This window comes from Streptomyces sp. NPDC096339 (genome assembly GCF_044762985.1).
Lineage (GTDB): Bacteria > Actinomycetota > Actinomycetes > Streptomycetales > Streptomycetaceae > Streptomyces.
In genome coordinates this window covers 21,538-36,664 of sequence record NZ_JBIWFI010000057.1, presented here as the reverse complement: position 1 = coordinate 36,664, position 15,127 = coordinate 21,538, and the positions used below count along the sequence as shown (strand labels likewise).

At 71.7% G+C, this 15,127-nt stretch carries 14 protein-coding genes; 10 read left to right on the top strand and 4 right to left on the bottom strand.

Annotation, left to right across the window (positions count from 1 at the left end; all coding sequences use genetic code 11):
- Positions 1-189 precede the first annotated feature (189 nt).
- The 3 genes from ACIQ5Y_RS38585 (at position 190) to ACIQ5Y_RS38575 (ending at position 2,540) form a co-directional block, all read left to right on the top strand.
- Positions 190-942, top strand: coding sequence for a DUF72 domain-containing protein (locus tag ACIQ5Y_RS38585; protein ID WP_403891802.1), 753 nt, complete (start codon positions 190-192; stop codon positions 940-942).
- A 522-nt stretch (positions 943-1,464) separates the two neighbouring features.
- Complete coding sequence (locus tag ACIQ5Y_RS38580) at positions 1,465-1,797, top strand: metalloregulator ArsR/SmtB family transcription factor (RefSeq protein WP_403891799.1); 333 nt, start codon at positions 1,465-1,467, stop codon at positions 1,795-1,797.
- On the top strand, positions 1,794-2,540 hold the full coding sequence (locus ACIQ5Y_RS38575; RefSeq protein WP_403891796.1) for a DUF2071 domain-containing protein: 747 nt from the start codon (positions 1,794-1,796) through the stop codon (positions 2,538-2,540). Before ACIQ5Y_RS38580 ends, ACIQ5Y_RS38575 begins: the two co-directional genes overlap by 4 nt.
- Here ACIQ5Y_RS38575 and ACIQ5Y_RS38570 read toward each other — a convergent pair.
- Positions 2,482-2,781 carry a hypothetical protein gene (locus ACIQ5Y_RS38570; protein ID WP_403891794.1) on the bottom strand — a complete coding sequence of 100 codons (300 nt, stop codon included), beginning with the start codon at positions 2,779-2,781 and terminating at the stop codon, positions 2,482-2,484. The two genes, ACIQ5Y_RS38575 and ACIQ5Y_RS38570, sit on opposite strands and share 59 nt — an antisense overlap.
- Positions 2,782-3,383: 602 nt before the next feature.
- Here ACIQ5Y_RS38570 and ACIQ5Y_RS38565 point away from each other — a divergent pair.
- Positions 3,384-4,193, top strand: coding sequence for a hypothetical protein (locus tag ACIQ5Y_RS38565; RefSeq protein WP_403891791.1), 810 nt, complete (start codon positions 3,384-3,386; stop codon positions 4,191-4,193).
- Between the two features lie 347 nt (positions 4,194-4,540).
- Here the strand turns inward: ACIQ5Y_RS38565 and ACIQ5Y_RS38560 are convergent, their stop codons facing one another.
- On the bottom strand, positions 4,541-5,428 hold the full coding sequence (locus tag ACIQ5Y_RS38560) for an aldo/keto reductase (RefSeq protein WP_403891788.1): 888 nt from the start codon (positions 5,426-5,428) through the stop codon (positions 4,541-4,543).
- A 401-nt stretch (positions 5,429-5,829) separates the two neighbouring features.
- Between ACIQ5Y_RS38560 and ACIQ5Y_RS38555 the strand changes: the two genes are divergently transcribed.
- The gene (locus ACIQ5Y_RS38555; RefSeq protein ID WP_403891786.1) at positions 5,830-6,351 is read left to right on the top strand and encodes a hypothetical protein; all 522 of its coding nucleotides are present in this window, start codon (positions 5,830-5,832) and stop codon (positions 6,349-6,351) included.
- 359 nt (positions 6,352-6,710) lie between these two features.
- Here ACIQ5Y_RS38555 and ACIQ5Y_RS38550 read toward each other — a convergent pair whose 3' ends face one another.
- Positions 6,711-7,016 carry a hypothetical protein gene (locus ACIQ5Y_RS38550; RefSeq protein ID WP_403891784.1) on the bottom strand — a complete coding sequence of 102 codons (306 nt, stop codon included), beginning with the start codon at positions 7,014-7,016 and terminating at the stop codon, positions 6,711-6,713.
- Positions 7,017-7,927: 911 nt separating this feature from the next.
- Between ACIQ5Y_RS38550 and ACIQ5Y_RS38545 the strand changes: the two genes are divergently transcribed.
- Both ACIQ5Y_RS38545 and ACIQ5Y_RS38540 read left to right on the top strand, forming a co-directional pair.
- Entirely contained in the window at positions 7,928-8,392 is a 465-nt protein-coding gene (locus ACIQ5Y_RS38545; protein ID WP_403891781.1) for a hypothetical protein, read from the top strand.
- A 174-nt stretch (positions 8,393-8,566) separates the two neighbouring features.
- Positions 8,567-9,244, top strand: coding sequence for a hypothetical protein (locus ACIQ5Y_RS38540; protein ID WP_403891778.1), 678 nt, complete (start codon positions 8,567-8,569; stop codon positions 9,242-9,244).
- A gap of 140 nt (positions 9,245-9,384) precedes the next feature.
- Here ACIQ5Y_RS38540 and ACIQ5Y_RS38535 read toward each other — a convergent pair whose 3' ends face one another.
- Positions 9,385-10,989, bottom strand: a complete 1,605-nt coding sequence (locus tag ACIQ5Y_RS38535) for an MFS transporter (protein WP_403891776.1) — start codon at positions 10,987-10,989, stop codon at positions 9,385-9,387.
- Positions 10,990-11,221: 232 nt separating this feature from the next.
- Here ACIQ5Y_RS38535 and ACIQ5Y_RS38530 point away from each other — a divergent pair, with 232 nt between their 5' ends.
- The 3 genes from ACIQ5Y_RS38530 to ACIQ5Y_RS38520 are packed head-to-tail and all read left to right on the top strand — an operon-like array spanning position 11,222 to position 14,957.
- Positions 11,222-11,722, top strand: a complete 501-nt coding sequence (locus ACIQ5Y_RS38530) for a (2Fe-2S)-binding protein (RefSeq protein ID WP_403891773.1) — start codon at positions 11,222-11,224, stop codon at positions 11,720-11,722.
- The gene (locus ACIQ5Y_RS38525; RefSeq protein WP_403891770.1) at positions 11,719-13,911 is read left to right on the top strand and encodes a xanthine dehydrogenase family protein molybdopterin-binding subunit; all 2,193 of its coding nucleotides are present in this window, start codon (positions 11,719-11,721) and stop codon (positions 13,909-13,911) included. The genes ACIQ5Y_RS38530 and ACIQ5Y_RS38525 overlap by 4 nt, the downstream gene beginning before the upstream one ends.
- Positions 13,908-14,957, top strand: a complete 1,050-nt coding sequence (locus ACIQ5Y_RS38520; RefSeq protein ID WP_403891767.1) for an FAD binding domain-containing protein — start codon at positions 13,908-13,910, stop codon at positions 14,955-14,957. Before ACIQ5Y_RS38525 ends, ACIQ5Y_RS38520 begins: the two co-directional genes overlap by 4 nt.
- Positions 14,958-15,127: the final 170 nt, after the last annotated feature.

Genomic DNA, 15,127 nt, shown 5'->3' with positions numbered 1-15,127 from the left:
AACCACTGGTACTAAGCCGCCGGCACCACCGGCAGCACACGCGGTGCACGCGCGAAGACGCCCGGCAGGGATTCCCTGCCGGGCGTCTTTCGCGTACGAGCCCCGGACGCCCCCGGACAGGCCCCGCGAACCGGAGTCACCGGCGGGTCCTGGGGGTGTGGACGGGCAGCCCACGGGCATGCGCACGGTATGGCCGTGATCGTCGGCACCTCCGGGTGGCAGTACCGCGACTGGTCGGGAGTCTTCTACCCGCCGGACCTGCCGCAGCGGCTGTGGCTGGAGGAGTACGCGCGGCATTTCCGGACCGTGGAGAGCAACAACGCCTTCTACCGCCTGCCGTCGCCGGAAACGTTCGCCCAATGGCGCGAGCGCACTCCGCCAGGCTTCCTGATGGCCGTGAAAGCGAGCCGGTTCCTCACCCACATCAAGCGGCTGCGCGACCCGGCCGAACCGGTCCACAGGCTCATGGCGCACGCCGCCTCCCTCACGGACCGGCTCGGCCCGGTCCTGCTGCAACTCCCGCCCACGTTGCGCGGCGACCCGGAGGCCCTCGAACGTTGCCTCGCCTGCTTCCCGGCGGGTGTCCGTGTCGCCGTCGAGCCCCGGCACGAATCCTGGTGGACTGCGGAGGTGCGCTCGGTGCTGACCGAACGAGGCGCGGCCCTGTGCTGGGCGGACCGGGGATCGCGGCCCGTGACCCCGCTCTGGCGCACCGCCGACTGGGGTTACGTCCGCTTCCACGAGGGTCGCGCCCACCCCTGGCCGCATTACGGCCGGACCGCCTTGCGCAGCTGGGCGGAACGTATCGCCGACTCCTGGCCCTGCGACGCGGACGTCTTCGCGTACTTCAACAACGATCCCGGCGGCGCGGCCGTGTCCGACGCGCAGGTTTTCATCCGGCTCACGGCGGCGCCGCAGCCGAACTGTCATCCCCACCCGTGACCGCGGGCGCGGCTCAGCATGACCCACACTTCCTCGATGAGGGGCGGCCGATGGACACGCCACCCCCCGACCCGGAACCAGTCCGACCGGCGTTCACGCTGACGAGGGCGACGCGCGATGTGTAGGCACCAGACGAGCCGGCCGACCTGCCAGTTCGGCGGACGCCGGGCCGGCAGGCGGGACGGGCGGGGGCCCACGGTCGTCGCCGCGCCACTGTGGTGAGGAGCAGGTCCGATGAGGCGCATCGCGACGCCCGTAGCCCGGCGATGTGCCGGCAGCCGGTCCCGCTCCGCCTCGTTCACCGCCAGGCCCCAGCGCGGCTTCGCCGCAGTCCACTCCGCGCAGAACGGGCACAGCGCATCCGGCAACGGCGGTGGGCGTTCCGACGGGCCCTGGTTCGCCTTGGAACGATTCGAACGGGCCGACACTGCCGCCAGATTCGTTTCCTGGCCGAGGCCGAGGCCGAGGGCGTACGCCTCACGCCCCTTGGTAGATGTTTAGCTAATGTGCTAAATATCTACCATGACAGAAAGCCAGGACGAGGCAGGGGTCTTCCGCGCCCTCGCCGATCCGACGAGGCGCCAGATCCTCGAAGACCTCAGAGGCGGCGAACTCGCAGCGGGGGAGATCGCGAGCAGGTTCGCGATCAGCGGGCCCTCCATCTCACGGCATCTCGGCGTACTCAAGGGAGCCGGACTGGTCACTGAGCGCCGGGACGGCAACCGGATCCTCTACACCCTGGCCGAGGAACGCCTGGCCACCAGCATCGGCAGGTTCCTCAGCGCCGTCTGCCCCGAGCAGATCGTCCTGCGGCACACCAAATGGCGCCCCGGGGCGCCGAGTGAGGGGTCATGAGACAACCACGCATGTCCAGCGTCGTCGAACGACGGCTCCTGGTGAACTACCGGGTCGCACCGGACGCCGCGGCGCGCCTGCTCCCCGCACCACTGCGCCCCCAACTGGTGAACGGCCATGCCGTCGCGGGCATCTGCCTCCTGCGACTGGGAAGTGTCCGGCCGACCTGGGCGCCCGAGGCGCTCGGGCTCCGCAGCGAGAACGCGGCCCACCGGATCGCCGTCGAATGGGACGGACCGGACGGCGTCGAGACCGGCGTCTACATCCCGCGTCGCGACACCGCCTCGCTGCTCAACGTCTGGGCCGGTGGCCGCGTATTCCCCGGCGAGCACGGCCGCGCCGACTTCGAGGTGCACGAGACGCCCGACGAGGTCCGTGTCGCCTTCGCGACACGCGACGGTGACACCCAGGTTGACGTCACCGTCGAACTGGCCGACGAGTTGCGGGGCAGTGAGCTCTTCGCCGATCTCGCCGAGGCTTCCCGTTTCTTTCAGGAGGGGGCCAAGGGCTACTCGCCCAAAAGCTCCGGCCCTGACCTGGACGGCATGGAACTCCACACCGATGCCTGGCACGTGGAAGCGGGCCGGGTCCGCTCCGCCGCGTCGTCCTTCTTCGACGACCCGGACCGTTTCCCGCCGGGCAGCGCGGTCCTGGACTGCGCCCTGGTCATGCGCGACGTGCCCGCTACCTGGCAGCCGCTCTCGACCGCACCCGCCGACCGCGCCGCTCGACTCGCCGGCTGAAGCGCTCCTCGGCGGCGGCCAAGCGCTGGGCATCGTGCGCGATGTCCCAGCGGGCCGGAGTGTGGACGTAGTGCTCCTCCAGGAGCCCGACCTGCCGGTCGGCGCCCCCCTGCGCCGGTCGGGCCCGGAAGGCCTGGTCGGCCGGGCACTGCTCGCCCGGCTCCTCGTCCTCCTCCGCCCGGAACGGGGATTCGGTGATCCTCTCGGCGAACAAGCCCAGTTCGGCGGTACAGACGTACATGTACTGGCCCCATCCGACACGGACGAGGAACGGCCCCTCCGGCTCCGGCCGCCCTGACGCCAGGGGCGTTCGGGGCGTCGCTGGGCAGGGTGACTGCTCCGTGAACGTGCTCCTCCGTGAACGTGCTGCGGTGTGGGCCTCGGTCGCTCTGTCGTGAACGACGCGACACCCGGTCTCACTGGACGCCCGGGCGGGAGGGTGGACGTGGTGGCGATGATGACGGCCCCGGCGATGCCGAGCAGGACGACGCGCCTTCGGCGGGAACTGGCCCGGGATCGCGTCGGAGCGCATCGAGCCGGTCGTGGGGTGACAGTGGACGGCCCCCGCGGCCGTTGACGTGCGCGGAGGCCGAGGAAGTATCCGGGTGTGACCTCGACGACTTGAAGGCCCGACCTGGCCCGGCCCGGCCCGGCCCCGACCGCTCCGTACCGGCCCGTATTGGGCTGTTCAGCCGACGAAGCGGGCGGTGGTGCCGGGCGTCGTGGGCATGAAAGGTCTTCAGCCTGTGATCATGCCCCTTGGTTGCAGGTGATCGACGAGGAGCTCCAGGCCGGCCGCGGAGCGGATGGGTCGCGGCCGTGTGAGGCTCCTGGAAACGCACTGTGGGTGATGTGGTGGACTGGTTTACCTCGCTGCCGGCGGTGGTGCTGGTTGTGGGCTGGCTCCTTCTGGCCCTGATGGTCGCGGCCGTGGCGCGGGTCGGCGTCCGGTCGCTCGTACCGGTCGGGGAACAGGACCGGGTGCCGCAGATCGCCATGCCCCTGATGCCCACGCTCGGGGCTGCCTTCGCGATCTTCGCAGCACTCTCACTGGCCAGCGAGGCCGGATACCTGCGCGCAGCGGAGGGGCTGGTGAGTGACGAGGCGGCCGCGGCCTCCCGCCTGGCCTGGGCTGCGACGAGCCCGCGAGTCAGGTCGGAGCCCATCCATGCGGCGCTGCAGGACTACCTGCGGACCACGCGTGCCAGGGAATGGGAGGGCACGTCCGCCGCGTCCGCTGACGACGCGGCCACCGCGCGGGCGATCGCGCGACTGGAGCGGAGCGTGCGCGCGGAGGCGGCTCGGCCCGAGCTGGGCTCCCCGGCGAGCACGGAGTTGCTTGTTTCGCTGGACAGTGTCACCAGTGGCCGTCGCGCCCGCGTCGCGGCCGCCTCACGTGACGTTCCCACGCTCTACGTCGTCACGCTGGTGGCCAGCGGACTCGCCTTGATCGTGAATGCCGGCGCACTGATCTTCCGCAGCAGCCTGCGCACGTCGCTGCTCATCGTGGGTGTTGCGAGTGTGGTCGGGCTGAGCCTGGCGTTGCTCTTCGCGCTCAGCGCGCCCTGGAGTGGACCCTTCATCGTGAGTGGCCATCCGATCGATGCCGTGATCGGGGACCTCAAGTCGGGTTTCTTCGGCGGTGGGACGTAGGGGCGGCCTTGTTGGTCCATCGGTTCACCGGGCGTTGCCCATGCCTCCGGTGGCGTGGTGCGCAGGCCTTCGAGGAGTGCCGCCATGTAGCGGTGGGCGGTGGCGATCGCGTCGGCGGGGGTGCCGTTGTGGACGTCCACGGCGTGGGCGATCCCGCACGTGAGCGGGACCAGGTCACCGGAGGTCAGGTCGGGCGGACCGCTCCGGCCTTCCTGGCCCGGTCGAGGAGTGCGGCGCCGATCGACCGCAGGGACTGCTTGAGTTCCGTGGTGCCTGGCAAGGCGTCCACGGCTGCTGCCGACGAGGTCCCGGGGCGCACCGGACCCCTCGATCGGCCACGGATCCGTTCACGCCTCCAGCCGCGCCAGCTCCCCGGCGCTCAGCGTGAGCTCCGTAGCCCCGGCCGAGTCCGTGACGGAGGCCGGACGGCTGGCCCCCGGTACCGGGATCACGGCGGGGGAGCGGGCGAGCAGCCAGGCCAAGGTGACCTGTTGAGGGCTGACGCCGCGCTCGGCCGCGATGCGGTGAAAGGCGGCGCTGATGGAGGCGGGGCCGGTGGAGGCGGGACCGGAAGGGCCGTCGAGGGAGCTGCGCGAGATGCCGCCGAGCGGGCTCCAGGGCAGGAAGGCCAGTCCCAACTGCGCGCTCAGGCGCAGCTCGGGCTCGCTGTCGCGCACGACGGGCGAGTACTGGTTCTGCACGGAGACGAGTCCGTCGCCGAGGATCTGATGCGCCTCGCGGATCTGGTCGCACGTGACGTTCGAGATGCCCGCGGCGCGGATCGTACCCGCGTCGAGCAGCCCGCGCAGCGCTCCGACGGACTCGGCCCAGGGCACGGTCGGGTCCGGCTTGTGCAGCTGGTAGAGGCCGATGGCGTCGACACCGAGGCGCTTGGCGGATGCCTCGGCAGCGTGCTTGAGGTGTGCGGGCGTGGCGGTGACGGTCCAACTGCCGTCGCCGGGGCGGCCGCGGCCGCCCTTGGTGGCCACCAGGACGTTCGAGGTGTCACCGCCGTAGCGGGCCAGGGCGCGGGCGATCAGCTCCTCGTTGTGGCCTGCCTCGCCGGCGTGCCAGTGGTAGCTGTCGGCGGTGTCGATGAGCGTGACGCCGGCGTCGAGAGCGGCGTGGATCGTGGCGACGGCCCGCGCTTCGTCGGGGCGGTGCTCGATGGACAGGGGCATGGCGCCCAGACCTATGGCGCTGACGGTGGTGTGGCCGATGGTGCGGTACCGCATGGTGGCTCGACTTCCTCGGGGTCGGGTGACGGGCGGGGCGACAGCGCCGGACAGCCGTCCGGTGATGGGGGAGAGGACCAACTCCCGCCCCATCGCCGGGCGGTGGACGCGCCGCCCCTCTGCTCGCCCTCATCCTGGAGGCCGGTCGCCATCAGCAGAAGTCCGTACCCACTGGATGGGTATCAAGTAAAACTGTTGACCGATGTCCAGGAGGAACTCCGCAACCGGATCTGAGGGCGGCGCGAGCGACAGCACGCCGCCGCGCACGTCCGCTGACCGGGCAGCCGTCCAGGCCCGGCCACCACGCTGTCCCACTCCGTCGCTTACACGCCCCACCCGCAAATCCTTCCCGCTGCCGCATACTTTCCTCGTGGGATGATCGTCACAACGAGGGGGCCCGTATGGCGCAGCAGTTGGGGCCGCTGGAGCTGGTCGGAGGCCGGTGGGTGTTAGGGGACCCGGCCCGGGAGTCGAGTCTGTCCATCATGCTCACGCCCGAAGGCTTGGAGCACCGTCGACATGGAGAGACGGCGCTCCTGGCCACCGTCAAGTGGGGGCAATTCGTGAGCCTGGGGGTGAGCGCCGCCCATCGAAACCGGCAGACCAGTCGCACCGCCGGCTTCGCCTCCACATTCAGGGACCTCGGCTGGGGTCCGGACGGATGCTCCCTGTACGGCGATCTGCGCCATCCGTACGAACGCTGGTCCGCGCGCTACACCCATCACGAACGCCGGTACCCAGCCGGCCACGTCATCGTCCTCCAGGCACTGTTCGACCAGCTCAGTGCTGCGAAGGCGCTGGACAGCCTCGGCGATCCCGAATGGTTGGGCTCTGCCGTCACCGAGCTGTCGTCGTACACCTCGTGGTACGGGCCCGGAGGCAACCGCCTGGTGAAGGAAATTGTTCGAGCTCTCGGCATCTGAGCAGGCATCCCGCCGCTCCCGGTTGTCCTGCTGACGATGTGCCGATCGGGCTCGAACGGGGCTCGGCGGGGTCACGGTTCGTGCAACGTCAGTCGGCCGCCATTGACACAGCCCGCCGGACATGCGAAAAAGGCCTCAGGCAGCACCGCCCGGGCAAGCACGTTCCCACGGGCCCCATTCCTGCTCGCTTCGCGCCGCCTCCCAGACAAGGCCTTCGCGCGCACTCGGCTCCTCCACCAGCCGGGCAGAGACGCCTCCAAGTATCAGCACCACGACGTCGGGAACACCAACTTGACCCTCATGCCTGGATCGCGTGTGCCCGGGCGGACCTGGACGGTCCGGCTCACCGGTCATACCGATCACACCGTGTCCGTCACCTGCAGCAGCGCCGCGTGCCGGATGCCGGCCCGCTCGAAGGACACCGCGAGTCTGCGGCGCTTCGCCGCAGACCACGCCAAGGCGCACGCGCGCCTCGCCACCATCCGACCCCATACCGCGTGCACCTGCGGCAGCGCACAGTGCTCCCTCCACGAGGCCCGCGTGCAGTGTGCCGGGACCACATTGCTGGTCCTGGTCCACAACCCGGCCGTCGGCCAGGTCTGGACGTTGGCGGAAGTGTGCCAGGCATGCGCGAGGCAGATCCCGCACACCACGATCCTGGCCACGGGCAGGCCCGCCGTTCCGGCGCCCGCGGCAGCCGGCGCGGCGCAGCCCATGCAGCGGGCCGCGGTGCCGGGCGGGTTCTCCTCACCCGACGCCGCGCCGGAGCCTTCGCCGGCGAGGCGTCGGCCCCCACGGCGACGGGGCTGACGGGCGGTCGGCCCTACAGGCGGAAGCGACGCACGACTGACATCGCCATTCGCCGGCCCGTGGCAGCCGGTGCGGCGCAGCGCACGGTTCAAGGAAGCGCGGTGACAGGATGAGGAGGTCCGACTCTCTCCGTGAACCGTGGTTGCGCGGCATCGCCTTCAATCCGGCAGCGCCCTCTGACGTGCTGATACGCCTGATGGATCCCGCGGTCGGCCGGCTGAGCCGGTCGATGGGCGAAAACCGCGACCTGCCGGCCGACGTCATCGACAGCTTCCTCCGCCATCCCTCACCCGCGATCCGCCACGCTCTTGCCGGTAACCTGCACATCGACCCCGCACGGCTCGCCCCTCTGGCGACGGACCCGTCGGGGATCGTCCGGGGCCGGCTCGCCGCAGGCGCCCGCCGGCCACGCCCCCGAGTCATCCGGCCCTTGCCGGACGACATCCTCGTCACCTTGCCGACCGCCCGGGACGGGGGCGAGGACGGTGTACTCACCGAGGGCGAGATCGTGCAACAGCGAGCACCCGCAGCTTCGTGCATGGGCCGCTTCGAGGTGGCAGTCGCTCACCCCCGCACAGCGCGAGTCCCTGCTCGACGACCCCGACCCCCTGCCCCGTACCTGGGCCGAGTACACGGCGATCGAGGCGGTCGTCGGGCACGGCCCGGACTGCACCTGCCCGATCACCGAACTGGCCACCGAACCCACCCCCGACTGGCTCGCGGCCTGCGCGGTGTCCGAGGAGCCCGTGCTCCGCCGGGTCGCGGCGTGTTGGCCCGGCCTGCCCCGCCGAACTCGCCGGGGCACTCGCGCAGGACGACGACGAGGAAGTACGGATCCGGCTGGCCTGCCACCATCCGCTGGCGCCGCCGCACCTCCTCCTGGACGTCTTCGTCACCCGCCCGGCCCCACCGCCCGCACCTGCTGACCCTGCCCGGCTTCCCCCGCACCGGACGGACCCACCTCAGCGGCCACCCGGACCCCGAGGTACGTGCCCTGGCCGCAGCCGACCCCACGCTGTCCGACTCCCTGGTCGAAGACCCTGACGAGTCCGTACGCCGTGCGGCCGCCGCCAACCCGAGCCTGACGCCGGAAGCCCTGGAGGCCCTCCTCGTCGACCCGCGCACGGCAGAGGGTGCCGCGGCCGACCCGTCCCTGCCCGTTCCCCACATGCGCGCACTCCTCGACCGCTGCCTGAACGGCGCCGGTACGTCACCGCCGGCCGGGCGCTGAGAGGCGGTGCACGCATGTCAGTGGTCGGCGGATGGGCCGGTCGGCAGTACTGACGAGCCGGCCCCGCCGTATCACCTCGGGACTCCGCCCGGCGGAACATTGCCATCCTCGCCCCCCGCGTCGCGGTTGTCTCTAGCGTGGCGATGACGGTGACGGCCGCGGGAGGGCAGCGGAATGGGTACGACGGTGGTGGGATTCCGGCTCGGTTCGGATACGAAGGGCCGGCAGGCGACACTGGTGCTGACCCAGGCCGGCGTGCTGCATCAGAGCACCGGACTCCTCGGGATGGCGCCGAGGCCCGCCAAGCCGCACGCGCCGATCGCCCCGGATCCGCATCCGGTGCCGCGCCAGGCCGCCGAGCTGCGCAGGGTCTACGCCGCCCTGCTCGACCGAGGGTTCACCCGAGAGCTGATCCCGCCCGCCTGCGTGCGCCTGGACGTCGACGAGCACCCGTTGCACGAGCGGCCGTACGGCCCTAACGCCCCGCGCCCGCACCCGGAACTCATCGAAGACTTCACCGGCGCCGCCCCAGCCGGCCCCGGATCCCTCGAAGACGCCCTCACCGCTTTCTACACGGCGGTCGGGCTCATGCCCCGGCCCCGTACCCCCTTCCCACCCAAGACGGTCGGCGTACCTCCGCAAGTCCGAAACGCCCTGCGCGTCCTGGGCGAGGGCCGGACCATGGCCTCCCGGCCGGGGCGCGGCGTGAGGTGGACGGTCACGACCTCGGGCGTACGCCTGCACGTCGGCACCGTTGGCGAGACGCTCACCCCACGCGAAGTCGCCGAGCTCCAGGCAGCCCTGACCGCCTGGCTGCACCACCAGCAGCGGACACCCGCCGGCGGAGGATGAACTGTCACCGCATCGGCCTGCCCGGGATGACGGTGTCGATGGTGGCTGCGTGGCAAGGACCGACCGGTACCGCGACGTCCGGGTGCGGGACGATCTCGGACAGCCCTCGGTGGCTGCGCCGCGGGCGGCGCGCAGCCCGCTCATGTCGGATCGTCGCGTCCCTCGTCTTTACCCGTGGCCGTGTCTCTGTCTTTTCCCGTCTCCCTCTCCTTCTCCGTCTCCGTTTCGGACTCCGACTCCGCGAACTCGGCCTTGCCGGGCAGGGTGAAGACCGCCAGGGTCGCCACGAGCAGCACCGCCGCACCCACGTAGAACGCCGCCGAGACCGCGGTCGTCACCGCGGCCTTGAGCGCCGGGATCAAGTCGCCGGGGAGCCCCGCCGGCAGCCGCGAGCCTTCCTGCGCTGCGGTCACCGCCTTCCCGATGGACCGCTCGACCTGGTCGAAGCCTTCGGAAGGCGTACGGGCGTCCCGCCGCAGGACCCCTCCCAGCCGTGCGGCCTGTACGTGCGAGACGACCGCGCCCATCACCGCCAGTCCCAAGGCCGCGCTGATCTCCCGGGCGGTCTGCGTCACCCCGGCCGCGTGCCCCCGCATCCGCGGGGTCGTGCCGTGCAGCGCGGTCATCCAGGCCGGACTGACGCAGAGGCCCATTCCGACCCCCGTCGCGCAGTAGAAGACCAGCAGCCAGGCGTAGTTCTGCAGGTGCAGTGACACCGCCGTACACAGGAGGGCCGCCACGGACAGGCCCATGCCGATGCCGAGGGGAACACGCGGCCCCAAGCGGTCGTACAGCCGTCCGCCGAGAGGCGCGCACACCATCGTGGGAAGGGTGAGCGGTACCACGGCGAGGCCCGCCTCGAAGGGCGACAGCCCGACGACGTCCTGCAGCCAGACGACCCCGAACACCGCGAATCCCACGAAGGCGAAACGTACCGCCGAGACGACCGCCGTGCCCACGGCGAATTCCCTGTCCCTGAACGCCTCGAAGTGGATCAGCGGGTCGGGGACGCGCCGGCCGCGTACCACCAGGAGCGTCAGGAGCACCGCACCCGCGACGAGCAGCGAGATGACGGCGGCCGAGTTCCACCCCCAGTGCCGCGCCTGCGTCAGCGCCAGGACCACGCACACCAGACCCCCGATCAGCAGAGGCGCGCTCGCCCAGTCGACCGGCTCGCGCCGCGGCGGCTCGTCCGTGAGCAGCAAGCGCGCGAGGGCCACCGCGGCGATGCCCAGGGGCGGGTTGACGAAGAAGATCGCACGCCAGGAGAGCGCCGTCGTCAGTACTCCGCCGATCAGGGGAGCCATGCCGTAGAAGAGGGTGGAGACGCTGGACGAGATGCCCATGGCCTGGCCCCGTTCGCCCGGGCCGAACTCCTTGACGATGATCACCTGCGAGGCGGGCCGCAGCAGCGCCGCACCGGCTCCCTGGGCCGCGCGCGCGGCGATGAGCCAGGCCGCGGACTGGGCCAGACCGGCCGCGAGCGAGGCCGCGACGAAGAGCAGCGTGCCGTAGCGGAACGCACGCCCGTGCCCGAGGACGTCACCGATGCGTCCGCCGATCGCGCTCATTCCGGCGAAACTGAGCAGATACGCGGTGATGATCCACTGCATTCCGGTGGGCGAGGCGTCCAGGTTCCGCTGGATGGTCGGAAGGGCGACCAGCACCACCAGGGCATCGATGGCGATCATCGACGAAGCGCAGGTCATCACGCCCAGGACCCACCAGCGGCGATGCCTGATCATGCGCCGCACGCTAACACGTCGGGGTCCCGGCGATGCCCTCGTGAGCGGGGCGCGAGGAGACCGACCGCAGGTTGGCGGCCGCGCCCAAGGCCGTTCGGGTGCGCGGTTCCGCCGTCCGGCCCCCATCCGGCCCCCATCCGGCCCCCATCCGGCCCCCGTCCACGCGCCCTGTCACCGGGCGGCCAGTCGGCGGGACTAGCGTCTGCCGCGACCGCCGGCGGGAGATCTGGATATGGAAGACATCACGCTCCACGTCAATGGAGAAGGTCGTCGTCTCACGGTCGACACCCGAATGTCCTTGCTCGACCTGCTGCGTGATGGTCTCGGTCTGACCGGCGCCAAGGCGGGCTGCGACCGTGGCCATTGCGGATGCTGCACCGTGCTGGTCGACGGCCGGCGCGTCTACGCCTGCCTGACCCTCGCCGTCGCCGTGGCCCGCGCGGGCGCGAGCGTCGTGACCGTGGAGGGCCTGGGCGGCGTGAGCGGGACGGAACTCCATCCGCTGCAGGAGGCGTTCGTCGCCCGTGACGCCTTCCAGTGCGGCTTCTGCACACCCGGACAACTGTGCTCCGCGCTCGGAATGCTCGATGAAGTCTCCCGGGCCGGGGTTCCCCCGGCGCCGGACGCCCCCGTTCTGACGGAAACGGAGATCCGCGAGCGCATGAGCGGAAACCTGTGCCGTTGCGGCGCCTATCGCAACATCGTGGCAGCGATCATGGACGTGGTCACATGACGCGCGCGGGTGCCGCGGTCCTGGAGCAGCCGTCCGCCTCCGGCTCCGGCTCCGGCTCCAGCTCCGGCTTCGACTCCGGGCCCGTGCCCGGAGCCGCCTCCATCGGCGCGTCCGTTCCCCGGCGCGAAGCGGGCGAGAAGGTCACCGGCAGCGCCCGGTACACCGGCGACGTGACCCTGCCGCGGCTCGCATACGTCGCCGTGGTTCCGGCCAGGATCACCTACGGGCGGGTCACGGCGGTCCACCCCGCCCACGCCCTCGCACGGCGTGGCGTACTCGCCGTGATCCACAACGGTGACTGCCCGCGGCTGCACCACACCGGCGATCCCGACCTCGCCGTCTTCCAGTCCCCTTCGGTCACCCACCGCGGCCAGTTCGTCGCCGCGGTCGTCGCGGAGTCCCCGCAGCTCGCCCGCGAAGCGGCACGGGAGGTGCAGGTCGACTACGCGGCCGCCCCGCACCGGGTCGAACTCGACCCCACCGACGGCCGACCGCACCGGTCCCCGGACCACGGGCCCCACTTCCCGACCGACTGCTCGCACGGAGACGTGGAAGCCGCCCTGTCGCACGCGCCGGTGCGGATCGATGCCACGTACACCACACCCCTCTACCACCACCATGCGCTGGAACCGCACGGGACGGTCGCGTACTGGCACGACGGCCGGCTGACCGTCCACGACACCACGCAAGGGCCGTCGGGGACGCGTGACATCCTGGCGCACCTCTTCGGTGTCAGCCCCGACCAAGTACGCGTCATCGCCCGCCACGTGGGCGGAGGCTTCGGTTCCAAAGCCGCGCCGAAGGCCCAGCTCGTGCTCGCCGCCGTAGCGGCGCTCGTCGTCGGCCGGCCGGTCAAGACCGCCCTCACCCGCGAGCAGCTCAGCGTCGTCGCCGGCTACCGGACGCCGACCGTCCAGCGCATCCGGCTCGGCGCCGGGACCGACGGACGGCTCGTGGCCATCTCGCACGTCTCGTTCGAGCAGACGTCCTTGACCGGTGACCACACCGAATACGCGGCCGCACCCACCCGCACCATGTACGCGGCGCCGAACCGCGAGACCCGGCATTGGCGGTCACGGCTGCACGTCCCGTCCCCGACGTGGATGCGCGCGCCCGGGGAATGCCCCGGAATGTTCGCCCTGGAGTCGGCCATGGACGAACTCGCCGCGGCCTGCGGAGTGGACCCGGTCGAACTGCGGCTGCGCAACGACACGGCGCACGATCCGCACAGCGGCCTGCCCTTCAGCACCCGCGAACTCGCCGCCTGCCTGCGGCTGGGGGCGGATCGTTTCGGCTGGGCCGAGCGCGACCGCCTGCGCGCGGAGCGCGGCGACGGGCGGCGGCTCGTGGGGCTCGGCGTCGCGACGTCGACCATTCCGCAGTACCGGTTCGCCTCCCGGGCGAGCGCGCGTACCGACGGCCGGGGCCACTTCACCGTACGCATCGCCGCCGCGGACATCGGCACCGGTGCGCGCACGGCCCTGGCTCAGATCGCCGCCGACACCCTCGGGGCCTGCCTGGACCGCGTCACCGTGGAGGTGGGCGACAGCGCGTATCCGGCCGCGAGTTGGGCGGGACGATCCAGCGGAACGACCTCGTGGGGGACGGCCGTGGTGCGTGCCTGCGAAGCCCTGCGGACCGAGATCGGGCGGCATGGTGGCCGAGTGCCGGCCGACGGTCTGGAGGCCTGCGCCGACACCCTCGAGGAACTCGCCCACCCGCGCACCCACTCCCAGCACGCGTTCGGCGCGCAATTCGCCGAGGTGACCGTGGACACGGCCACCAGGGAGGTACGGGTGTCGCGGATGCTCGGCGTCTTCGACGTGGGCCGGGTGATCAACCCGGTGACCGCGCGGTCGCAACTGCTGGGGGGCATGGTCATGGGCATCTCGATGGCCCTGTGCGAAGAGGGGATCGTCGATCCGGTGTACGGGCATTTCCACACCCGGGACCTCGCCGGCTACCGCGTCGCGACGTTCGCCGACGTTCCCGCGGTCGAGGCCCTCTGGATCGAAGGGGACGACTTCCGTACGAGCCCCATGGGAGCCAAGGGCGTCGGCGAGATCGGCATCGTCGGAACGGCCGCGGCCATCGCCAACGCAGTCCACCACGCGACGGGGCTTCGTATCCGGAACCTCCCGCTTGCCGTACGCAGCCTGGTGGAGGCGGAGAAGGGCGACGGGCCGTGAAGCCGTTCTCCTACGAGCGCCCCGCCACCACCCGGCAGGCCGTCGCTCTGGTCGCCGACAACCCCGGGGCCGTGTACGTGGCCAGCGGCACCAACGTCCTGGACCACCTCAAGCTGGGGATTTCCGAGCCGACTCTGCTGGTGGACGTCACCGGACTGCCCCTGAACGAGGTCGAGGCGCTCCCGGGCGGCGGCCTGCGCATCGGCGCGAACGTCCGCAACGCCGATCTCGCCACCCACCCCGTGGTGCGCAGGCACTACCCGGTCATCTCCCAGGCGCTCCTGGCCGGTGCCTCGCCCCAACTGCGCAACATGGCCACCCTGGCGGGCAATCTCCTACAGCGCACGCGGTGCCGCTACTTCCAGGACCCTGACACCCCGTGCAACAAACGGGAACCCGGCTCCGGCTGCGCGGCCGTGGAGAGCCGCACCGAGCAGTGCGCCGTGCTCGGTGCGTCGCCGGCGTGTGCGGCCGTGCACCCGTCCGATCTGGCGGTCGCGCTCTGCGCCGCGGACGCCGTGGTGTGCGTACGGGGCCGCCGCACGGGGGACCGACGGATCCCCGTCACCGCCCTGCACCGACTGCCCGGGAACCACCCGGAGCGCGACACGGTCCTCGACCACGGAGACCTCATCACCGCGGTGGAGTTGCCCCCGCTCCCGCCGGCCGCCCGCTCCCGGTACCGCAAGGTCGGCGACCGGGCCTCGTTCGCCTTCGCCCTGGTCTCGGTCGCCGTGGCGGTCGAACTGGACGGCGTCCGGATCAAGGACACCCGTATCGCGTTCGGCGGACTCGCCACCAAGCCGTGGCGCGCGCACCGGGCGGAGGCCGTCCTCCGTGGCGCACCAGCCACCGCGGACCGCTTCGCGGCCGCCGCGCGCGCGGAACTCGCCGAGGCCCGCGCGGTCCGTGCCAACGCGTACAAGCTCCCGCTGGCCCGGGACACGCTGGTCGCCACGCTCCTCGACCTGTGCGCGGGCGGCGAGGCGGTGGCGCGGCTCGGTACACCGCCGGAGAGGCCCGCCAGGGGAGACCGCCGCTCCTGATCTCGTCGGACGGCCCTCGTTCCCAAGGTCATCGGGCAAGGGGCGTACGACGCCGGAGTCGCCGTGCTTCGTCAGCTGGTGTCGTAGGGCTGCCATGGGACTCCGGAGGGCCGGTTGGGTCAAGAAGCGGTGTGGGGGCCGGCTGCACGCGTGACATGCGTCCGACGTCT